The organism is Modestobacter sp. SYSU DS0875 (assembly GCF_054050915.1).
This window is the reverse complement of the sequence record NZ_JBJHAH010000039.1, coordinates 15,483-35,970: the sequence shown is the minus strand read 5'-3', so window position 1 is coordinate 35,970 and position 20,488 is coordinate 15,483. Positions and strand designations below refer to the sequence as shown.

Genomic DNA, 20,488 nt, shown 5'->3' with positions numbered 1-20,488 from the left:
CCCCCCCCCCCCCCCCCCCCCCCCCCCCCCCCCCCCCCCCCCCCCCCCCCCCCCCCCCCCCCCCCCCCCCCCCCCCCCCCCCCCCCCCCCCCCCCCCCCCCCCCCCCCCCCCCCCCCCCCTCGGCGCCGGCGGGCCGGACCCGGTCCGCCCGCTGAGCCCCGGCGCGCCGACCGGTCAGACCGGCGTGCCGCCGCCCCGGTGGTGTCGGGGGGCCGGCGCGCCCTGATCGAGCCAGCGCGCGGTGGTCTCCGGCTCCCGCCGCAGCAGCTCGTCCAGCAGCGCCGCGCGGAGCTCGGCGAGGTCCGCCCGGGTGGCCGACGACACCGGGCGGCGCAGCCGCTCCCCGCTGGCCGACCACGCGGCGAACAGCTGCTCGGTGGTCAGCTGGTCCACCGGGTGGCGCAGCGGCTCCGGCAGCGTCTCCCGCGACGCGGGTGCCGGGCTGGTGTCGAGTTCGGCCAGCCACCCCGCGGCCAGCACGGCGCAGAGCACCAGCAGCAGCGGCACGACCAGCACACCTGCGCTGCCCAGCAGCCCGATCCCGGTGGCGAACGGCAGCAGCAGCACCCCGATGCCGGCGGCGCAGAGTGCCCGGCGGCGGGCCGCCGGGGACGCCGGGAACCCCGGGTCGGCCAGGCCGATCGTCACGCCGATGGCGGCGCCGGCCAGCAGCCCGACGAGCAGGAGCGACGGCACGGACGTCGCGGTGGCGCCCAGCAGGGCGGTGCCCACGTACAGCGCGGGCGCGGCCAGCCGGCCGGCCCGGGTCACCCCGCGCCAGAGTCGGGCCGACGGTCGGGGCGAGGGGGTCGACATCGCGGGCCTCCTGAAATCGACGGGGAGGTGGTGCTGGAGGTGTGCTCGCGCACACACCCGGCGGCACATCCACCGGCCGATCGTCACGAGATCTCCACGTGCCCACCCTCAGTGACCGGTCCCCGGGCGGCCCGCGCGCCCGGCGTGGTTCGCTGTCCGGGTGACCGCCGAACCGGTGCCGCACTGGACCCGCAGCTACGCACCCGGGGTGCCCGCCCGGGTGGAGGTGCCCGAGCAGACCGTGGGCGACCTGCTGGCCGAGGCCGCGGCGCGCTTCCCCGACCGCAGGGCGCTGGACTTCTCCGGCGGCGCCACCACCTATGCGCAGCTCGCCGACCGGGTGACGCGCGCCGCCGAGGCGCTGCGCCGGCTCGGCGTCGGTCCCGGCGACCGGGTCGCCCTGGTGCTGCCCAACTGCCCGCAGCACGTGGTCGCCTTCTACGCGGCGCTGCGGCTGGGCGCCGTCGTGGTGGAGCACAACCCGCTCTACACCGCCGAGGAGCTGCACACCCAGTTCCGCGATCACGGGGCCACCGTCGCGGTGGTCTGGGACAAGGTCGCGCCGCTGGTGCAGGGGCTCGACCTCCCCGGCCGGTGCACCGTCGTCGCGGTCGACCTGACCCGCGCGCTGCCGTGGACCAAGCGGCTGGCGCTGCGCCTGCCGGTGCCGAAGGCGCGGGCCACCCGATCGGCGATCACCGGCCCGGCGCCCGGTGCGCTGGGCTGGGAGCACCTGGTCGCCGAGGCGCCGCCGCTCGATCCGGCGCATCCGGGGCCGGCGCACACCGACGTCGCGCTGCTGCAGTACACCGGCGGCACCACGGGCGCCCCGAAGGGCGCGGTGCTCACCCACCGCAACCTGCTGGCCAACGTCACCCAGTCCGTCGCCTGGGTGCCCGGGCTGCGGGAGGGCGAGGAGGTGTTCTACGGCATCCTGCCCCTCTTCCACGCCTACGGGATGCTGCTGGGCCTGGTGGCCGCCGTCCGGCTGGGTGCGACGCTCGTGCTGTTCCCGCGGTTCGACGTCGACCAGGTGCTCGCCGCGGCCCGCCGGCTGCCGCCGACCTTCCTGCCGGCCGTGCCACCGGTCTACGACCGGCTGGCCACCGCCGCCGCCGAGCGCGGCGCCGACCTGTCGAGCACCCGGTTCGCCCTCTCGGGTGCCATGCCGCTGCCGGGCGCGACGGCGCAGCGGTGGGAGGAGGTCACCGGCGGGCTGGTCGTGGAGGGCTACGGGATGACCGAGACCTCACCGATCGTGCTGGGCAACCCGGTCGGCTCGACCCGGCGGCCGGGCACCGTCGGCCTGCCCTTCCCGTCCACGGAGATGCGCATCGTCGACCCGGAGGACCCGGCCGTGGAGCGGGCGCCGGGGGAGCGGGGTGAGCTGCTGGTGCGCGGGCCGCAGGTGTTCTCCGGCTACTGGAACCGGCCGGAGGAGACCGCCGCGGTGCTGCTGGCCGACGGCTGGTTGCGCACCGGCGACATCGTCGTGGCCGACGACGACGGCTTCGTCACCGTGGTCGACCGGATCAAGGAGCTGGTCATCACCGGCGGGTTCAACGTGCACCCCTCGGAGGTCGAGGAGGTGCTCAAGGGGGTGCCGGGCATCCGGGACGCCGCCGTGGTCGGCCTGCCCGGCCCGGACGGCGCGGAGGAGGTCGTGGCCGCCGTCGTGCTCGACGACCCCGGCCTCGACCTGGACGCGGTGCGCGGTCGCGCCCGGGAGCAGCTGGCCGGCTACAAGGTGCCGCGGCGCCTGGTGCCGGTGGAGGACCTGCCCCGCTCGCAGATCGGCAAGGTGCTGCGCCGCCAGGTGCGCGACCAGCTGCTCGAGGGCTGACCGTCGTCGGGCGCCGGGCCGCTGCTCACCGCTCGGACGGCTCCGTCTCCGTCTCCCGCTCCGGCTCGGCCGCGGGGTCCCGTAGCGCGCCGGCGATCGCGGTCGCGACGGCGAGCAGCACCGCGACCACGGTCAGCGCACGCAGCACCGACAGCTCGTGCCCGAGGAAGCCGATCAGCGGCGGGCCGGCCAGGAACGCGCAGTAGCCGATCGAGGCGACGACGCTGACCCGGGTCGCGGCGTGCGCGGGGTCGTCGGCGGCGGCGCTCATGCCGACCGGGAAGCCCAGCGAGGTGCCCGCGCCCCAGAGCAGCGCCCCGGCGAAGGCGACGGCGGGGTTCGGGCCGAAGACGAACAGCAGCAGCCCGACCACGGCCAGCCCGGCGAGCGCCCGCACCAGCGGCACCCGGCCGAACCGGTCCAGCAGCGGCGGGCCCACCCAGCGGGCCGCGGTCATCGCGGTGAGGAACAGCGCGAAGCCCAGCGTGCCCAGCGCCGGGCTGAGGCCGTACCCGTCGATCAGCGCGATGCTGATCCAGTCGTTCGCCGTCCCCTCGGCGAAGGCGAAGGCGAGCACGAACACCCCGATCAGCAGGGTGCGCGGCTCGCGCCACCGGGCGAGCACCCCGCCCTCGGCGGCCGGCCGTTCGCCGTCGGGGGTGTCCTCGACGTCGGCGACGAAGCCGCGGACGGCTGCGGGCACCACCGCGGCGACCACGGCGGCGACGCCGAGCAGGTGCGCGGTGACCGACACGTCGAGCGCCACCATCGCCGCGCCGCCCAGCGCGCCGGCGACCGTGCCCAGGCTGAAGCCGGCGTGGAATCGGCTCATCACCGCCTGGCCCAGGTGGCGTTCCACCACCGCGCCCTGCACGTTCATGCCGACGTCCCAGGCGCCGTTCGCGAACCCCATGAGGAACAGCCCCAGCACCAGGGGGAGCACGCCGATCAGCGGTGCCACGGCGACGATCACCAGCGCGACGGTGAGCAGGCCGACCATCAGCGTCACGGTGCGCCGCGACCCCAGCCGGGCGATCACCGGCCCGGACAGCGGCAGGGCGATGACCGACCCCGCGGCGATCGCGAGCAGCACCAGCCCGAGCGCGGCGGGGTCGAGGTCGAGCCGGGTGCGGACCTGGGGGATGCGGGCGGCCCAGCTGGCGAAGGCGAAGCCCGCGCCGATGAAGGCGAGGTAGGTCGCGCGGGTGGCGGTGCGCACCTGCGCGGCCGACGGGCGGGACGCGGCGGCGGCGGTGCTCATGCGTGCTCCTCGGGGGCGGGGCTCGGCCGCACGACGCGGGCGATGATCTCGGTGGTCTGGGCCCGGTCGACCGGGCTGGTGGCCAGCACCTTGTGCATGACCAGCCCCTCGATGAGGGCGTCGACGCCGCGGGCGGTGACCGGGTCGACGAAGCGCTCCAGCACGCTGCGGCTGCGGCGCATCCAGGACTCGGTGACCGCGCGCAGCGACGGGTCGCGCAGCGCGGCCAGGTAGAGCTCGTAGGCGACGGCCCAGTCCCGGTCGTCGGCGCCGGCGTCCCCGTGCACCAGGTCGGTGACGGCCGCGACGACGTCGGCGGTGCTGTGCACCTGGTGGAAGTGCCCCTCGTAGACGACCGCCATCCGCTCCGCGTGCCGGGCGAACGCCTGGGCGAGCAGGTCGTCGAGGCCGGTGAAGTGGTAGGTCAGCGACCCCAGCGGGACGTCGGCGGCGGCGGCGATGAGCCGGTGCGTGGTGTTCGCGACGCCGTGCTCGGCGATCACGTCGAGGGCCGCGTCGAGGATCCGGTCGGCGCGCTGCGGGTCGTGCCGGCGTGCGGGGCGCCCCTCCGCCTCCGCGCTCATCCGATCTCGCGGACGACCCGGGCGGGGTTGCCGACCGCGACCACGTTCGCCGGCAGGTCCCGGGTGACCACGGCGCCGGCGCCCACCACGGTGTTCTCCCCGATGGTCACCCCCGGGCAGACGATGACGCCGCCGCCGAGCCAGACGTTGTCCGCGATGACGATGGGCGCCGAGCCCTCCCACTTGTCGCGGCGGGGGGCGGGCTCGACGGGGTGGGTGGCGGTGAGCAGCTGGACGTTCGGGCCCAGCTGCACGTCGTCGCCGATGGTCACCCGGGCGACGTCGAGGACGACCAGGCCGAAGTTGGCGAAGGTCCGCGCCCCGACCGAGGTCTGGTGGCCGTAGTCGCAGCGGAACGGCGGGCGCAGCTCGCTGCCGGGGCCGAACGCGGCCAGCAGCTGCTCGAGCACCTCGCGGCGGGCGGCGCCGTCGGTGGGGTCCATCGTGTTGTAGCGGTGGGTGAGCTGCTGGGCGCGGGTGTTCTCGGCGGCCAGCTCGGGGTCGTCGGCGATGTAGAGGTCACCGGCGAGCATCCGCTCGCGCATGGTGCGCGCGTCGTCCATGTGTACAAACGTACACAACGGCGACCCGTTCGGAACGGGGTGTCGCCACGGGCCGATTGGGCACCGGACCCGGCATGAGCGGAACGGACATCGACCAGCTGCCGACCGGGGAGACCCGGCTCGTCGACGTGGGCGGGGCGCGCCTCAACGTCTGGACGGCGGGGGAGCCCGGGCCACCCGTCCTGCTGGTGCACGGCATCCCCACGAACCACCGGTTGTGGGAGGACGTCGTCCCATCGGTCGCCGCCCGGGCACGGGTGTTCGCCGTCGACATGCTGGGCTACGGCGACTCGGCCGCCCCGGACGGGCACCCGGTGGACCTGGCCACCCAGGCGTCGCTGCTGCTGGGGCTGCTGGACGCGCTGGAGCTGGACCGCGTGGTGGTCGTCGGGCACGACCTCGGCGGCGGCGTGGCCCAGATCCTCGCCACCACCGCGCCCGACCGGGTCGCCGGTCTCGGCGTGGTCGACGGGGTCAGCTACGACGGGTGGCCGGTGCCGCTGGTGCGCGCGATGAAGGCCGCCTGGCCGCTGGTGCGGCAGCTGCCGCCCCCGGCCGTGGCCGCCGCGCTGCGCCCGGCGCTGCGGACGTTGTTCGCCGACCAGGACCGCGCCGGGGCGTTCGTCGACCGCTTCGTGGCCCCGTGGGCACGCCCCGGTGGCCCGCGGCTGCTGGCCCGGCACCTGCGGTCGCTGGACTCGGTCTACACCCAGACGGTGGCGCCGTTCCTGCCGCGGCTGACCATGCCCGCCGAGGTGGTGTGGGGCCGGCTGGACCACCAGATGAAACCGCGGTACGGGGAGCGGCTGGCGAAGGACCTGCCCGACGCCCGGTTGACCCTGGTCGACGGCGCCAGCCACTTCGTGCCCGCCGACCGGCCGGACGTCGTCGCCGAGGCCATCGGACGGCTGCTCGACCGGACATGACCCGTTCACCGGGCGCGGTCTCCCGCCGGCAGGTGCTCGCCCTGGCCGGTGGGCTGGTGCTCGCCGGCTGCGGTGGGCAGGTGGTCACCTCGCGGGGCGGCGGTGGTGGGGACGACGACGCGGCCACGCTGACCGCCCGGCCCGACGGAGCGCCAGGGACGGAGGCGCCGTCCGGCACCCGCCCGCTGGGGCTGGAGAGCGACCGCGACGCGCTGCTGCACGTGCCACCCGAGCTGGACCCGCAGCGGCCGGCGCCGCTGGTGATCTCGCTGCACGGCGCGGGCGGCGACGCCGCGGCGGGCATCGGCCTGCTCCAGGGGCTGGCCGACGAGCGCGGCCTGGTGCTGCTGGCCCCGGCCTCCCGCGGTTCCACCTGGGACGCCGTCCGCGGTGGCTGGGGCGACGACGTCGAGCTGGTCGACCGGGCGCTCGACGCGGTCTTCGCGCAGCTGGCCATCGACCCGGCGCGGGTCGCGGTCGCCGGGTTCTCCGACGGCGCGACGTACGCCCTCGGGCTGGGCCTGGCCAACGGGGAGCTGTTCGGCCACGTCCTCGCCTTCTCGCCCGGTTTCGTGCCGAGCGGTCCCCGCTCCGGGCAGCCGGCGGTGTTCGTCTCGCACGGCACCGCCGACGAGGTGCTCCCGATCGACCGGACCAGCCGGGACCTCGTCCCGGACCTGCGGGACGACGGGTACGACGTCACCTACCGGGAGTTCGACGGACCGCACACGGTGCCCCCGGACATCGCGGCGGAGGCGGTCGACTGGCTCGGCTGGTGACCGGACTGGCCGTTGCTCGCTCCCGGGCCGGGTGTGGATCGGCTCAGCCGCGATGCCGCGACTCTGACCGTCGAAACTGTCGTATCTCGAACGTATGTTCGGGTGCATGACGGAGACCGCGGCCCTGCCCCCGCCGTCGGTCCCGCCTGCCCGGTCGGCCAACGTGGTGATCGAGCTGCACTACCCGGAGTTCAGAGGGCCGACGCCGGCGTCCGAGTGGCCTGATGAGCTGCTGGCGGCGCGGTTGCAGGGTCTGCAGCGGCGGCGGGCGATGGCGGCTGCGGAGGAGGGCGAGCTGACCCTGGCGCTGGCCGGGCAGCGGCCGACCTCGGGGGGGGGGGGGGGGGGGGGGGCGGGGGGGGCGGGGGGGGGGGGGGGGGGGGGGGGGGGGGGGGGGGGGGGGGGGGGGGGGGGGGGGGGGGGGGGGGGGGGGGGGGGGGTGGGGCGGGGGGGCGGCGCGGGCGCGCCGCCCCCCCCCCCCCCCCCCCCCCCCCCCCCCCCCCCCCCCCCCCCCCCCCCCCCCCCCCCCCCCCCCCCCCCCCCCCCCCCCCGGGTGCGCGGCGGGCGGGCTGGACGGCGCAGCCGGCTGACGGTGAGGTGAGTGAGTTCTTCACTGCCGAGCTGGCCACGGTGCTGAACGTGGGTCGCGGGACCGCGGCGGTGCGGTTGACCCGGGCGTTGACCTGGGCGCGGAAGCTGCCGGCCACCTTCGCCGCACTCAAGGTCGGTGAGCTGGACGAGCGGCGGGCGCAGGCGCTGGCCGACGCGCTGAGGTCCACGCCCGCCGACGTCGCTGCCCGCGTCGAGGCGGCGCTGCTTGGTGAGGCCAGCGACCTGTCGGTGACCGGGCTGGCGAAGCGCGCGACGGAGCTGGTGCTGCGCTTCGACGCCGACGCGGCGGAGGAAGCGCGGGCGGAGGCGGAGAAGACCGCCGACGTGCACCTGTACCCCTCGGCCGTTGACGGTCGTGCGGTGCTGGCAGCTGATCTGCCCGCTGACGTGGCCGCCCAGGCCCACGACCTCATCGACCAGGTGGCCCGGATGCTCAAAGCCGACGGCGACGAGCGGCCGATCGGGGTCCTGCGCACGTGGGTGCACGCGGCGCTGATCCTCCGACCCGCCGACCACGGGCTGCCCCTGGTCGCCGCGAACCTGACCATCACCGCCGCGCTGGAGGCCCTGGAGGGCGGGGCGGCGCCGGGTGAGGTGAACGGACTGCCGATCACCGCCGCCCACCTGCGCGACCTGCTCACCCGCATCGGCGCCCTCGGGCTCACCGCACCTGACGGCGGCAGCCTCAGCTACGCGATCACCGGCCCCGACGGGCAGCTGCTGGCCACGGTCACCCCCGCCGAACTCACCCGGCTCGCCCGCCGCGGCTGCACCGAGCACCCCGACCCCGCGGAGGCCGGCCGCAATGGCGGTGGCGGTGGCGATGGCGATGGCAATGGCAGCGAACCGTGCGCCTGCCCGCTGCTGGGCCCGCCGCCGGCAACCACGAACTACCGGCCGACCGAACGCCAGCGGGCGTTCGTCACCACCCGGGATCGGCGTTGCCGGTTCCCCAGCTGCGGCCAACGCGTGGGCTGGGCCGACCTCGACCACGTCATCCCGCACGCCTGCGGCGGGGCCACCGACTGCGCCAACCTCTGCTGCCTGTGCCGCTCCCACCATCGCCTGAAGACCTTCGCGCCCGGCTGGCAGTTCCGGATGACCCCCGACGGCACGTTGCAGGTGACCACCCCGAGCGGGGTCACCCGCATCACCCGACCACCCGGCCTGCGACCACCCGGCGCTCGACCACCGGAACCCGCGCCACCATCAGCCGGGTCGGTCACCGGACCACCACCGGCGGAACCCGGACCACCACTGACCCAGGATCCGCCGCCCTTGCAAGTCGACACCTGGAGACGTCGCCGTGCCGACATGCCGATCTCATGACGTGCAGGCACGTCGTGGTGACGACACGTCTCCCCGTCGACACGTCTCCCCGTCGACACGTCTCCCCGCCGACATGTCTCCCCATCGACACAAGGGGGGCGGGGAGGCTTTGGACGGGGCTGGGAGCTCGGACCGGGTGGGGATGCGTTGGACGGGCACGCGGGCGGTGGAGCCGGCGGGTTGCTCAGGCGACGGCGACCTCGACGAGGTCATCCCGCAGCCGCACCGGGTAGACCGGGACGGATACCGCAGGGTCGTCCAGGCACTGGCCGGTGCGCAGGTCGAACACCTGCTTGTACATCGGTGAGGCCACCGTCGGGGCCTCGCCGCGGGTGCCGACGAGGCCGCGGGCCAGCACGTGCGCGCCGCTGAACGGATCCCGGTGGCCCACCGCGTGCAGGCTGCCGTCGAACAGCCGGAAGACGGCCACCTGCACACCGTCCACCAGCGCCGCGACGCCCCGCTCGGGCAGCAGGTCGTCGAACGCGCAGACGGTCGTCCAGCCAGTCGCAGTCTCATCGGCGGTCGTGGCCGCCGTCGCGGTCGTGGCAACGGGACGCTCAAGGCTCGCGGTCATCGGGAGAACACCTCCAGGCGGGGCCCGGCGACGAGCACGGCACCGGGGCGGTCGGCATCGGCACGGTCGGCGTCGGTCACCGGCCGCGGCTGCCCGCGCTCGACCACGTAGGCCAGCGACGGGTCGGGGGAGTCGGGCGCGTTGACGAACGCGGCGAACCGGCGCAGCTTCTCCGGGTCCTCCAGCGTCGCCCGCCACTCGTCGGTGTAGCCCTCCACGTGCGCGGCCATCGCCGCGTCGAGGTCGGCGGCGATCCCGAGGGAGTCCTCCAGCACGACGGCGCGGACGTGCTCCAGGCCGCCCTCGATCTCCTCCAGCCAGGGGGCGGTGCGCTGCAGCCGGTCGGCGGTGCGCACGTAGTAGACGAGGAAGCGGTCGATGGTGCGCACCAGCGTCTCGGTGTCCAGGTCCTCGGCCAGCAGCTGCGCGTGCCGCGGGGTGAACCCGCCGTTGCCGCCGACGTAGACGTTCCACCCCTTGTCGGTGGCGATCACCCCGACGTCCTTGCCGCGCGCCTCGGCGCACTCCCGGGCGCACCCGGACACCCCGAGCTTGATCTTGTGCGGTGAACGCAGGCCGCGGTACCGCAGCTCCAGGGCCACCGCGAGCCCGACCGAGTCCTGCACGCCGTAGCGGCACCAGGTCGAGCCCACGCAGGACTTCACCGTGCGCAGCGACTTGCCGTAGGCGTGCCCGGACTCGAAGCCGGCGTCCACCAGCCGCTGCCAGATCGCCGGCAGCAGCTCCATCCGGGCACCGAACAGGTCGATCCGCTGCCCGCCGGTGATCTTCGTGTACAGCCCGAAGTCCCGGGCCACCTCGCCGATCGCGATCAGCCCCTCCGGCGTGATCTCCCCGCCGGGCACCCGCGGCACCACCGAGTACGTGCCGTCCTTCTGGATGTTGGCCATCACGTGGTCGTTGGTGTCCTGCAGCGCCGCCCGCTCGCCCTCCAGCACGTGCCGGCCGTCCAGGCTGGCCAGGATCGAGGCGACCACCGGCCGGCAGATGTCGCACCCGCGGCCGCGGCCGTGCCGCTCGACCAGCTCGCTGAAGCTGGCGATCCCGGTGACCCGCACGATGTCGAACAGCTGCGCGCGGCTCACGTCGAAGTGCTCGCACAACGCGGAGCTGACGGTGACGCCGGCGGCCTCGAGCTCGGTGGTCACCAGCTTCTTCACCAGCGGCAGGCACGACCCGCAGCTGGTGCCCGCCTTCGTGCACGCCTTCACCGCGCCCAGGTCGGTGCAGCCCTCGCAGCGCACGGCGTCCCGGATCGTGCCCGCGGTGACGTTGTTGCAGGAGCAGACCGCGGCGTCGTCGGGCAGCTCGGCCGAGCCCGGCCCGCCCTCGGCGCCCTCGGGCAGCAGCCAGGCCGCCGGGTCACCGCCCAGCTCGCGGCCGACCATCGGGCGCAGCCCGGCGTAGGCGGTGGCGTCGCCGACCAGGATGCCGCCGAGCAGCGTGCGGGCGTCGTCGGAGAGCACCAGCTTCTTGTAGACCCCGGCGACCGGGTCGCCGTAGACCACCGACAGCGCCCCGGGCGTGGTGCCGAACGCGTCACCGAAGCTGGCGACGTCGACCCCGAGCAGCTTCAACTTGGTCGAGAGGTCCGCGCCCGGGAAGTCCGCGGCCCCACCCAGCAGCCGGTCGGCGACCACCTCGGCCATCGTGTAGCCCGGCGCCACCAGACCGTAGGTGCGCCCGTCGACGGCGGCGACCTCACCGATGGCGTACACCGTCGGGTCCTCGGTGCGGCAGCTGGCGTCGACCAGCACGCCACCGCGGGGGCCCACCGGCAGCCCGGCGGCGCGGGCCAGCTCGTCGCGGGGGCGGACGCCGGCGGCGAACACCACCACGTCGACGTCCAGCTGCTCGAGCCCGGTGGCCGAGCCCTCCGCGGCGTGCATCCGGCCGACCCGGCCGTCGCGCCCCGCGGTGAGCTTCGCCGTCGCGGTGCCGGCGTGGATCCGCACGCCGAGCGCGCCGACCAGCCGGGCCAGCGCCTCGCCGCCGCCGTCGTCGACCTGCAGGGGCATCAGCCGGGGCGCGAACTCGACCACGGAGGTCTCGACGCCGAGCGCGGTGAGGGCACCGGCAGCCTCCAGGCCGAGCAGCCCGCCGCCGACGACGGCGCCGGTGACCGGGCGGGGCAGCTCCCGCTGCCGGTCGGTCACGTACTGCCGCAGCGCGGCGACGTCGTCGATGGTCCGGTAGACGAAGCAGCCGGTGAGGTCGCGCCCCTCCACCGGCGGCACGAAGGGGGAGGAGCCGGTGGCGAGCACCAGCGCGTCGTAGGGCAGCTCCCGGCCGGAGGCGGTGCTGACTCGCCGGGCGGCGCGGTCGATGGCGGTGACCTGCTCGCCGCGGCGCAGGGTGACCCCGGGCGTCTCCCACAGCTCCGGCTGGCCCAGGGAGAGGTCCTCGGGATCCCGGCCGGAGAAGTAGGAGGTCAGCGCGACCCGGTCGTAGGGGGCGCGGGGCTCCTCGGCGAGGACGGTGACCTGCCAGCCGCCGTCGGCGACCCCGCCCCGGTCGACGAGCGCCTCCACCAGCCGGTGGGCGACCATGCCGCCGCCGACGACGACCAGCTGCCTGGGGGAGAGAGGCATGGGGCGGGTGCTCCTTCGCGGCGGTGCGGGCGCCCGACGGGCGCCTCGGGGTGCCTGGCGAAGGTATTGACGGCGTGTTTCCCGGAGCCGCCGTCGGCGTTACGCGTCGGCTAGCTCGGATGCACAGCCGCTGGGGCACCGGTGTGAGGAGCGGGGCTGTGCGCGGAGGCGTCGGCGTAGCTGTCGGCCAGCCGGGCGAAGCCCTCGGCCAGGCCGACCCGCGGCCGCCAGCCCAGCGCCTCGCGGGTGCGCCGCTGGTCGAACCAGTGCGCGGTGGCCAGCTGCTCGGCGAGGAAACGGGTCAGCGGGGGAGTGTCCCGGCGGCCGGTCGCCCGCCAGACGCCCTCGACGGCAGCGCCGGCGGCCCAGGCGAGCGGGAACGGGACGTGCCGGGTCGGGCCGGGCACGCCGACGGCCCGGCACAGCCGGTCGAGCACCTCGGCGACCGGCCGGGGCTCGCCGTTGGAGACCACCAGCGCCTCGCCGTGCACCGGTCCGCAGGCGTCGACCGCGGCGATCAGCGCCGCGGCGGCGTTGTCGACGTAGGTGGTGTCGACCAGCGCCGCGCCCGTGCCGATCACCGGCAGCCGCCCGGCGCGGGCCTGGGCGACGATCCGCTCGACCAGCTGCGGGTCGCCCGGCCCCCACACGAGGTGCGGGCGGACGACGAGCACGGCCAGCGCCGCGGAGTCCGCCGCGAGCGCCTCCTGCTCGGCCAGCGCCTTGGAGCGGGCGTACGCACCGCGGGCCCGGACCGGGTCGGCCGGCCCGGCGCCCGCGCCGGCCAGCGCCGCGCCGGCGTGCGCCACGGACGGGGAGGAGACGTGCACCAGCCGCGCGACGCCGCCGGCCCGGCAGGCGTCGAGCACCGACCGGGTGCCCTCGACGTTGGCCCGCTGGAACTCGTGCCACGGCCCGACGACGTCGACCTTCGCGGCCAGGTGCACCACCGCGTCGTGCCCGGCCACGGCGCGGGCCACCGCCGCCCGGTCGGCCACGTCGGCCAGCACCTCCGCGCACGGCAGCCCCGCGGGGCGGCGCTGCAGCACGGTGACCTCGTCGCCGCGCTCGACCAGTGCAGTGGCGGTGGCCCGGCCGAGCATCCCGCTGGCGCCGGTGACCAGCACCTTCACCGGCGCCTCACGCTCCGGGGCGGCGCGGGCCGGTGCGGGAACCGGCGAGCAGCCGGGCGGCCTGCCGGGCGACGGCGGCCCGGTCGACCTTGGACTGGTGGCGGATGTCGACCGGCAGCCGGTCGGAGACGAGCACCGCAGCGACCGGCACCACCGCCCGCTCCCGGACGGCGTCGGCCAGCTCGGTGCCGGCGGGCTGCAGCCGCCCGCGCCGGGCGCCGCCGCCGGCGGGCACCACGACGACCACCAGGGCCTGGGTGCCGGCCGGGCCCACCCCGACCGCCGCGGCCGCGGCGACCGCGGGCAGCTGCGCCACCCGCTGCTCGACGCCGACCGGGGTGACCGGGCCGGCAGGCGTGGTGACGACGTGCGGCAGCCGGCCCTCCACCCACAGCCGGCCGTCGGCGTCCAGGTGCCCGACGTCGCCAGTGCGGTGCCAGCCGGCGTCGCGGGAGGACAGCCGCTCGGTGATCCACAGCGCGTCGTACCGGTCCTTGACGTGCGCGCCCCGCACGCAGACCTCACCGGTGACGCCGGGGGCGGTGGTCAGCGTGCCGACGGCGGCCCCGGCGTCGTCCAGCGGGCTGACCCGCACCTCCACCCCGGGCAGCGGCCGGCCGACGCAGACGCCGTCCGGCATCCCGCCCGCCTCCTGCTCGGCGGCCTCGATCTCGGGCAGCGAGACGTCGGTGACCGGCAGCGCCTCGGTCATCCCGTAGGGCGTGTGCGCCTCGGCGGCGGGCAGCACCTCGCGCAGCGAGCGCAGCAGGGACGCCGGCACCGGTGCGCCGGCCGACATCACCAGCCGCACCCCGGCCAGCGCGGTCCGCTGCGCGTCGGTGAGCTCGGCGGCGGTGGCCACCACCCGGCGCAGCGCCGCGGGCGCGGCGAAGAGCACGGTGGCGTCGACGGCGGCGACGGCGTCGGCGAGGGCGGGCGCGGTGAGCGTGCCCGGCGCGGTGACGTCGATGTCGGGCACCGCGGAGCCGATGCCCAGCGCCGGGCCGAGGATGGCGAAGGGCGCGAACGCGGCGACGAACCGGTCATCGGCGGTCAGCCCGTAGGCCTCGCGCACCAGCGCGATCTGCGCCACGACCTGGGCCTGGGTGTAGACCACGCCCTTGGCGGGGCCGGTGGCACCGGAGGTGAACAGGACCGCCCGGTCGTCGCCGGCGGTGGACTCGTCGGCGACCGGCCCGGCGGCGCGGCCGAGCGACTCCAGCTCGGCGAGGTCGTGCGCGACCCCGAGCGCCCGGCGGAGGGCGGCGGGCAGCCGGCCGGCGGCGAACCGCGGCCCGGGCAGGCCCATGGCGCGCGCCGCGGCGAGGCCCTGCCGGCTGCCGATGACCGCGTCCACGGATGCGCCGCGCAGCGCCCGTCGCATCCCGGGCAGGCCCAGGCCCCGGTCGACGACGACGATCGCGCCGCCGGCCCGCCAGACCGCGTACACCGACGCGGTCAGGTCGGCGGAGGGCTCGACCAGCAGTGCGACCCGCTGGCCGGGTCGCAGCCCGGCGGCGCGCAGCCCGCTGGCCAGCTGCTCGACCCGCCGGTGCAGCGCGGACCAGCTCACGGTGCCACCGCCGACCTCGACGACGGCGGGGGAGGCGTCGCCGGCCCGCTCGGTCAGCGCCGACCACGGTCGCCGGTCGGCGGGGACCGCGGGCCGCGGCCCTGGTGCAGAGGACGAGGCGGGGGAGGGCGGCGCGTCGAGGTCGGCGACGAACTGGGCGACCGCCGCGGCGTACCGGGGCGCGTCCTCGGGGAGCAGGTGGGACGCGCCCTCGAACCGGTGCACCTGCGCGTGCGGCAGCCGGGACCGCAGGTCGGTCAGGTACCGCTCGCCGAACACCGGGTCGCGTGGTCCCCACATCAGCAGGGCGGGCACGTCGAGCTCCCGGATGCCCTCGGCGATCGCCTCCTGGTCCGGGCGCGACGGGTGGCCTTCGGCGAACGGGATGTCGGCCACGAAGTCACCGACCGAGCCGCGCCGGCCCGCGCCCCGGTACGGGGCGGCGAAGGCGTCGCGGACCGCGGCCGGCAGCGGCGGCCAGGACAGCGCCGTCGTCGCCCGGACGAACAACGGCGTGCCCACGGTGACGGTGCCGCGCACCCCGGGCAGGTGGGCCGCCCGGATCAGCGCCGGCCCGGCGTCGCCCGCGGGCATGGCCACCGCGGTGTTGGTCAGCACCACGCCACGCAGCTGGTCGCGGTGCGCCAGCGCCCAGCCCAGCGAGAGGATGCCGCCCCAGTCGTGCCCCACGGTCACCACCGGGCCGGTCACGCCCAGCGCGGCGGTGAGGTCGCCCAGGTCGGCGACCCGCTCGGCCAGGGACCGCGGAGAGGTGAGCCGTTCGGAGAAGCCCATCCCGAGGTGGTCGGGCGCGACCACCCGCCAGCCGGGCGGCGCCGCGGCCAGCAGCCGCCGCCACAGGTAGGACCAGGTCGGGTTGCCGTGGACGCAGAGCAGCGTGCCCACCGGCTCCCGGACACCGTTGTCCAGCACGTGCCACTCGTGCTCGACGCCGCCCGCGTCGGCGACGGTGACCCGCCGGGACCAGGCGGGGTCGAGCCCGGGCAGGCCGGGCGGGAGGCCCTCGGTGGGGTCGCTCACCAGGCGATCTCCATGCACGAGGCGTTCAGGCCGGAGCCGATGCCCATCAGCAGCACCCGGTCGCCGTCGACCAGCGAGTCGGCGTCCGTCGCGAGGGTGAACGGCACCGACGCGGGGCCGAGGTTGCCCCGGGTCGGGAAGGTCTGCGGCACCCGGGCGGGGTCGACGCCGAACCGCTCGCACATCGCCGCGGTGTGCACCTTGGACACCTGGTGCATGACGTAGCGGTCCATGCCCTGCTGCCAGTCGAACACCCCGGCCGCCTCGTCCCACATGTCGGCCGAGAGCGCGATGCCGGCGTCCAGCAGGCCCTTGAGGTCGGTGTCCATCTGGTCGTTGTCACCGGTGCACAGCTCGTGGTGCTCGGTGCCCGCCCGGCTCACCGACCCGACCACCCGGTGCCCCTCCGGGTGCCGGTCGCTGCGGCCCAGCACCATCGCGGCCGCGCCGGAGCCCAGGGTCAGGGTGGCGAACTGGTCGATGACGTCGCGGGAACGGGTGTCCGGGCCCTGCAGCCGCTCGATGGTGCGCTCCTGCACCTTCTGGGAGTCCTCACCGTTGACGATCAGCGCGTACTCGATGAAGCCGGAGTCGATCATCGCCGCGGCCAGCTCGATGCCGTTGACGAAGCCCAGGCAGGCGTTGGTGATGTCGAAGTTCTTGCACGAGCGCGGCAGGTCCAGCGCGTGGTGCACGGCGACCGCGGTCGAGGGCTCCAGGTGCTGACGGCTCACCGAGGTGTTGACCATCAGCCCGATCGCGGCCGGGTCGACGCCGCTCTCGCTGATCGCCTTGGCCCCGGCCATCGCCGCACCGTCGACGAAGGTGACGCCGTCGGCCCACCACCGGCGTTCCCGGATGCCGGCCAGCCGCTCCAGCAGGCCGGGTCGGAGCCGCACCCGCTGGTAGGTCTCCAGCAGCTGCTCGTCGATCGCGTCGGAGGTGATCACCTGGGTCGCGTCCGCCGTCTGCACCGTCAGCACGCTGGTGTTGCTGAACCGGTGGGTGGCATTGCCGCTCATGGGCGGGCTCCAGTCCTGAGGAGGGCTGACTCCTGGTGTCTCTCCGCCCTGTTCGGCTCCAGTTCTACCCCCGTCAGCCCGCGGTATTCGCTGGCGCCCCCCCTGCGACGGAGCGCACAGCGGGTGTGGACCTCGCCCGCCCGGGCACCGAGCACCGGTGGGCACCCGACGCGGCGAGCGGCTGCGCTTCGACGGCTGGATCATCGGCACCGGCACCACCTCCGGCACCCGGCTGGTGGTCGGCCACTGGCCCCGCTCGCCGCTGGGGCCGGTCTCCGACGTGATGGTGCAGCGGCCCGGCGGTCACCGGGTGCTGCTCGCGCAGTCCGCCGAGCTCGCGGAGTTCGTCGCGGCCACCTACACCTTCGACGAGGTGCGGGTGGTCGACGTCGCCGTGCGCCGATCGGACGACGTGACGTGGGAGGTGCACGCCGGGCCGCTGGCGCTGGAGCTGCGCACCGGCCGCCGTCCTGCCCTGGGCCGCCTGCTGCGCGCCGTGCCCGCGCCGCTGGCCCGCACCCCCGGCTGGATCCGGCTGCTCGACCTGCCCGCCCGCCTGCTGACCGGGCTGCGCACCACCGGCTCCGCCGGCAACGGCCGCACCGAGTGGTACGGCGTCCAGGACCTGCACGCCGTCACCGCCGTGCACGCGACCTGGGACGGCGAGCCGCTGGGGTCGGTCGCCCCGGTGCAGCCGCCGGTGACCTTCGGCTTCGGCTCGGTGCCCCCGGACCCCTCGGTGGTCCGGGTGACGACGACGGTCGCCGTCCCGCGGGACCCGTCTCCCGGGGAGCGGACCGGAGGGCGCCGGGGGACGATCCCCCGCGGGGAGCCGGGACCGGCGTCCGCAGTCGAGCAGGAGAGGGAGCGCTGGTGACCGACGCAGCCGTCGACCGTGCCGGGCAGCGCCCGGCCGAGCCGCCGGAGGGCGCCGACCCCAAGCGCTGGCAGGCGCTGTGGGTCACCCTCGTCGTCGGCTTCATGACCCTGCTGGACGTCAGCATCGTCTCGGTCGCCCTGCCCTCGCTGCAGGAGGACCTGGGGGCCACGGCCTCGACCGTGCAGTGGGTGGTCTCCGGGTACGCGCTCACCTTCGGGCTGGCGCTGGTCCCCGCCGGCCGGCTGGGCGACGCGTTCGGCCGGCGGCGGATGTTCCTCATCGGCCTGGTCGCCTTCGTGGCGTGCAGCGCGGCGGCGGGTGCCGCACCCAACGCGGAGCTGCTGATCGCCGCCCGCCTGCTGCAGGGGATGGCCGCCGGCTGCCTGGCGCCGCAGAACTCCGCGCTGATCCAGCAGCTGTTCCGCGGCGCGGAGCGCGGCCGGGCGTTCGGCTTCTTCGGGGCCACCGTGGGCATCTCCACCGCCGTCGGCCCGGTGATCGGCGGGCTGCTCCTGGCGTTGGCCTCCGGACCGGGCGGCTGGCGGTGGATCTTCTACGTCAACGTGCCCATCGGCGTCGTCGCCTTCGTGCTCGCCGTCCGGCTGCTGCCCCGGCCGACCAGCCGTGGCCACGGTCGGATCGACGTCGTCGGGGTGGGCCTGCTCGGCGCGGGCGCCCTCGCCCTGCTGCTGCCGCTGGTGGAGGCGGAGTCCGGTGGGTTGACCCGGCTGTGGTGGCTGTTCCCGATCGGGCTCGCGCTGATCGCGGTCTTCGTGCTGTGGGAGCGCCGGGTGGTGCGCGGCGGCGGGGAGCCGGTGTTCGACCCCCGGCTGGTCACCGCCACCCGCGGGTACGCGCCGGGGGTCGCGCTGGGCACGGTCTACTTCGTCGGCTTCAGCGGGATCTGGCTGGTCTTCGCCCTGTTCTTCCAGACCGGGCTGGGCTGGACGCCGCTGCAGTCCGGCCTGGCGGTGACGCCCTTCGCCATCGGCTCGGCGTCCGCCGCGGTGGTGGCCGGCCGGCTGGTGGGGCGCTACGGCCGGGCGCTGACGGTGTTCGGGCTCAGCGGCGTCGCCGTCGGGCTCACCGGGACGGCGGCGGTGCTGCTGCTCGCGCCGCCCGGGGTGACCGGCTGGGTCACCGCCCCGACGCTGCTGCTGGCCGGCATCGGCGGCGGGTTCGTCATCTCGCCCAACGTCACCCTCACCCTGCGCGACGTGCCGGTGCGGATGGCCGGCTCGGCCGGCGGTGGACTGCAGACCTTCCAGCGCTTCGGCGGTGCGATCGGCACCGCGGCGCTGCCCGGCCTGTTCTACCTCGTGCTCAGCGACGGCGGGCAGGACTACCGGCGGGCCGCGGCGACGGCGCTGTCGGTCGCGGTCGTGGGCGCGCTGCTGGCGCTGGTGATCGGCGTCGTGGACTGGCGGCACGACCGGCGCGACGAGGGCCGGGAAGCGGCCCGGGCCGCTGCCGAACGCCGGCCCGACGGCGCGGCCCCGGGCACCCACGGCGACGGCCTCGGCGCGGTCGACGAGCACGGCCGGGTGCACGCCCACGGCCATGCCACCCACGGCTGAGCCACCCACGGCTGAGCCACCCACGGCGGAGCCACCCACGGCTGAGCCACCCACGGCTGAGCGGGCACCGCAGCGGGCGAGACCGCAGGGCCACACCGACGGCGCCGACTCACCGGGGATGTGTGCCCGGTGCGTGATCGCCGCGCGGGAACGCACCGGCCCGATGGGCGGCCGAGGTGGCACGTCCCAGGGGGCGCCCCCTGGGATGGGCGCGACGCCGTCCCGATCCCGGAGGTTCCCGTGCCCGTACCGCCGTCCCGACCGCGCCCCCGTCCGGACCACCCGGAACCCCGCTCTCCGCGCCGCCCGGCGTTGGTCCGCGGGACCGTCCTCCTGGCCACGGCCGCGGTGCTCGGGCTGACCGCGACCCCGGCGCAGGCGGAGGAGCCGGCCGGGCCGGCGGCACCCGCGGCGGCGCCGGAGGTGGTCGAGGGACCAGCGGCGCAGGTCGGGCAGGAGGTGTGCGATCCGGTCGCCCGGCCGGGGGTGGTGGCCCTCGCGCGCCTGGTGCTCGACACCTACCGGGTGGGCAGCAACGGCGGCATCGTGCGGGACTGCGCCACCGGTGGCCGGAGCGAGCACAAGGAGGGCCGGGCGTGGGACTGGCTGGTCCGCGCCGACCAGCCGGCGGAGCGCGCCGCCGCTGAGGAGTTCCTGGGCTGGCTGACCGCCCCCGGTCCGGACGGGGCGCCCGGTTACCACGCCCGGCGCCTGGGGGTCACGTACGTGATCTGGGCCGAGCGCATCTGGTCACCGGACCGTGGCTGGCGGCCCTACGGCGGCGCCGACCCGCACACCGGGCACGTGCACGTCTCGCTGTCCTGGAGCGGCGCGCTCGGGGGCACCTCCTTCTGGACCGGGGTGGCCGCCCGGGTGGACCAGGGGGACTGCGCCGCGGCGGCCGCCGACGCCGGCGTGCCCGGTCCCTGCCCACCGCCGGACGCGCCGCCGGCAGACGCCCCGGTGCCCGCGCCACCCGGGCCACCACCCGCCGCGGTGCCCACCGCCGAGCACACCGTGGCGCCCGGGGACACCCTCGGCCAGCTGGCGCTCGACCGGGGAACCACGGTCGAGGACCTGGTGGCCCGCAACGGACTGACCAGCACGGTGATCATGGTGGGACAGGTGCTCCAGGTCCCGGCCCCGGCACCGGCCCCCGCACCGGCCCCCGCACCGGTGCTGGCCGAGGTGGCGCACACCGTCGTCCCGGGGGACACGCTCTGGCAGCTCGCCCGCGACTCCCGGACGACCGTGACCGACCTCCAGGCGCGCAACGGCCTGGCGGGCACCCTGCTCACCGTGGGACAGCAGGTCCTCCTGCCGGCCTCCTGAGGCCGCAGGCCCACGCCGCCGGACTGG

The 20,488-nt window shown here is 76.5% G+C and carries 16 protein-coding genes; 7 read left to right on the top strand and 9 right to left on the bottom strand.

Features of this window, described 5'->3' with window-relative positions; genetic code table 11:
* Positions 1-175: 175 nt before the first annotated feature.
* Positions 176-817 carry a hypothetical protein gene (locus ACI79Y_RS18005; RefSeq protein WP_457159803.1) on the bottom strand — a complete coding sequence of 214 codons (642 nt, stop codon included), beginning with the start codon at positions 815-817 and terminating at the stop codon, positions 176-178.
* Between the two features lie 160 nt (positions 818-977).
* On the opposite strand from ACI79Y_RS18005, the gene ACI79Y_RS18000 reads away from it, so the two are divergent.
* A complete protein-coding gene (locus ACI79Y_RS18000) occupies positions 978-2,660 on the top strand; it encodes a long-chain-fatty-acid--CoA ligase (protein ID WP_457159802.1) in 1,683 nt (560 codons plus the stop codon).
* Positions 2,661-2,685: 25 nt separating this feature from the next.
* Here ACI79Y_RS18000 and ACI79Y_RS17995 read toward each other — a convergent pair whose 3' ends face one another.
* The 3 genes from ACI79Y_RS17995 to ACI79Y_RS17985 are packed head-to-tail and all read right to left on the bottom strand — an operon-like array spanning position 2,686 to position 5,068.
* Complete coding sequence (locus ACI79Y_RS17995) at positions 2,686-3,921, bottom strand: MFS transporter (protein WP_457159801.1); 1,236 nt, start codon at positions 3,919-3,921, stop codon at positions 2,686-2,688.
* On the bottom strand, positions 3,918-4,505 hold the full coding sequence (locus ACI79Y_RS17990; RefSeq protein ID WP_457159800.1) for a TetR/AcrR family transcriptional regulator: 588 nt from the start codon (positions 4,503-4,505) through the stop codon (positions 3,918-3,920). The genes ACI79Y_RS17995 and ACI79Y_RS17990 overlap by 4 nt, the downstream gene beginning before the upstream one ends.
* Positions 4,502-5,068 carry a sugar O-acetyltransferase gene (locus ACI79Y_RS17985; protein WP_457159799.1) on the bottom strand — a complete coding sequence of 189 codons (567 nt, stop codon included), beginning with the start codon at positions 5,066-5,068 and terminating at the stop codon, positions 4,502-4,504. Before ACI79Y_RS17985 ends, ACI79Y_RS17990 begins: the two co-directional genes overlap by 4 nt.
* 74 nt (positions 5,069-5,142) lie before the next feature.
* Between ACI79Y_RS17985 and ACI79Y_RS17980 the strand changes: the two genes are divergently transcribed.
* The 3 genes from ACI79Y_RS17980 (at position 5,143) to ACI79Y_RS17970 (ending at position 8,714) form a co-directional block, all read left to right on the top strand.
* Positions 5,143-5,994 (top strand): alpha/beta fold hydrolase, encoded by an 852-nt coding sequence (locus tag ACI79Y_RS17980; RefSeq protein WP_457159798.1) that lies wholly within the window; start codon positions 5,143-5,145, stop codon positions 5,992-5,994.
* Positions 5,991-6,773 carry an alpha/beta hydrolase gene (locus ACI79Y_RS17975; RefSeq protein ID WP_457159797.1) on the top strand — a complete coding sequence of 261 codons (783 nt, stop codon included), beginning with the start codon at positions 5,991-5,993 and terminating at the stop codon, positions 6,771-6,773. The genes ACI79Y_RS17980 and ACI79Y_RS17975 overlap by 4 nt, the downstream gene beginning before the upstream one ends.
* A 597-nt stretch (positions 6,774-7,370) precedes the next feature.
* Positions 7,371-8,714 (top strand): HNH endonuclease signature motif containing protein, encoded by a 1,344-nt coding sequence (locus ACI79Y_RS17970; RefSeq protein ID WP_457159796.1) that lies wholly within the window; start codon positions 7,371-7,373, stop codon positions 8,712-8,714.
* A 184-nt stretch (positions 8,715-8,898) separates the two neighbouring features.
* Here the strand turns inward: ACI79Y_RS17970 and nirD are convergent, their stop codons facing one another.
* The 5 genes from nirD to ACI79Y_RS17945 all read right to left on the bottom strand — a co-directional run bounded on the left by nirD (position 8,899) and on the right by ACI79Y_RS17945 (position 16,672).
* Positions 8,899-9,291: a nitrite reductase small subunit NirD gene (gene nirD, locus ACI79Y_RS17965; protein WP_457159795.1), complete on the bottom strand. Its 393-nt coding sequence runs from the start codon at positions 9,289-9,291 to the stop codon at positions 8,899-8,901.
* Complete coding sequence (gene nirB / locus ACI79Y_RS17960) at positions 9,288-11,903, bottom strand: nitrite reductase large subunit NirB (protein ID WP_457159794.1); 2,616 nt, start codon at positions 11,901-11,903, stop codon at positions 9,288-9,290. Before nirB ends, nirD begins: the two co-directional genes overlap by 4 nt.
* A 110-nt stretch (positions 11,904-12,013) precedes the next feature.
* Positions 12,014-13,036 carry an NAD-dependent epimerase/dehydratase family protein gene (locus tag ACI79Y_RS17955; protein ID WP_457159793.1) on the bottom strand — a complete coding sequence of 341 codons (1,023 nt, stop codon included), beginning with the start codon at positions 13,034-13,036 and terminating at the stop codon, positions 12,014-12,016.
* A gap of 7 nt (positions 13,037-13,043) precedes the next feature.
* Complete coding sequence (locus tag ACI79Y_RS17950; protein ID WP_457159792.1) at positions 13,044-15,650, bottom strand: alpha/beta fold hydrolase; 2,607 nt, start codon at positions 15,648-15,650, stop codon at positions 13,044-13,046.
* The gene (locus tag ACI79Y_RS17945) at positions 15,647-16,672 is read right to left on the bottom strand and encodes a 3-oxoacyl-ACP synthase III (protein ID WP_457081385.1); all 1,026 of its coding nucleotides are present in this window, start codon (positions 16,670-16,672) and stop codon (positions 15,647-15,649) included. Before ACI79Y_RS17945 ends, ACI79Y_RS17950 begins: the two co-directional genes overlap by 4 nt.
* Positions 16,673-16,829: 157 nt before the next feature.
* Between ACI79Y_RS17945 and ACI79Y_RS17940 the strand changes: the two genes are divergently transcribed.
* From ACI79Y_RS17940 to ACI79Y_RS17930, 3 genes are all read left to right on the top strand, one after another.
* Positions 16,830-17,549, top strand: a complete 720-nt coding sequence (locus ACI79Y_RS17940; RefSeq protein ID WP_457159791.1) for a hypothetical protein — start codon at positions 16,830-16,832, stop codon at positions 17,547-17,549.
* On the top strand, positions 17,546-19,129 hold the full coding sequence (locus ACI79Y_RS17935; protein WP_457159790.1) for an MFS transporter: 1,584 nt from the start codon (positions 17,546-17,548) through the stop codon (positions 19,127-19,129). Before ACI79Y_RS17940 ends, ACI79Y_RS17935 begins: the two co-directional genes overlap by 4 nt.
* A 312-nt stretch (positions 19,130-19,441) precedes the next feature.
* Positions 19,442-20,461, top strand: coding sequence for a LysM peptidoglycan-binding domain-containing protein (locus ACI79Y_RS17930; protein ID WP_457159789.1), 1,020 nt, complete (start codon positions 19,442-19,444; stop codon positions 20,459-20,461).
* Positions 20,462-20,488: the final 27 nt, after the last annotated feature.

Excerpts from the sequence above, each read along its gene's own strand:
- ACI79Y_RS18005 (WP_457159803.1), bottom strand. The coding sequence starts at position 817 with ATGTCGACCCCCTCGCCCCGACCGTCGGCCCGACTCTGGCGCGGGGTG.
- ACI79Y_RS17995 (WP_457159801.1), bottom strand. The coding sequence starts at position 3,921 with ATGAGCACCGCCGCCGCCGCGTCCCGCCCGTCGGCCGCGCAGGTGCGC.
- ACI79Y_RS17990 (WP_457159800.1), bottom strand. The coding sequence starts at position 4,505 with ATGAGCGCGGAGGCGGAGGGGCGCCCCGCACGCCGGCACGACCCGCAG.
- ACI79Y_RS17985 (WP_457159799.1), bottom strand. The coding sequence starts at position 5,068 with ATGGACGACGCGCGCACCATGCGCGAGCGGATGCTCGCCGGTGACCTC.
- ACI79Y_RS17980 (WP_457159798.1), top strand. The coding sequence starts at position 5,143 with ATGAGCGGAACGGACATCGACCAGCTGCCGACCGGGGAGACCCGGCTC.
- ACI79Y_RS17975 (WP_457159797.1), top strand. The coding sequence starts at position 5,991 with ATGACCCGTTCACCGGGCGCGGTCTCCCGCCGGCAGGTGCTCGCCCTG.
- nirD (WP_457159795.1), bottom strand. The coding sequence starts at position 9,291 with ATGACCGCGAGCCTTGAGCGTCCCGTTGCCACGACCGCGACGGCGGCC.
- nirB (WP_457159794.1), bottom strand. The coding sequence starts at position 11,903 with ATGCCTCTCTCCCCCAGGCAGCTGGTCGTCGTCGGCGGCGGCATGGTC.
- ACI79Y_RS17945 (WP_457081385.1), bottom strand. The coding sequence starts at position 16,672 with ATGAGCGGCAATGCCACCCACCGGTTCAGCAACACCAGCGTGCTGACG.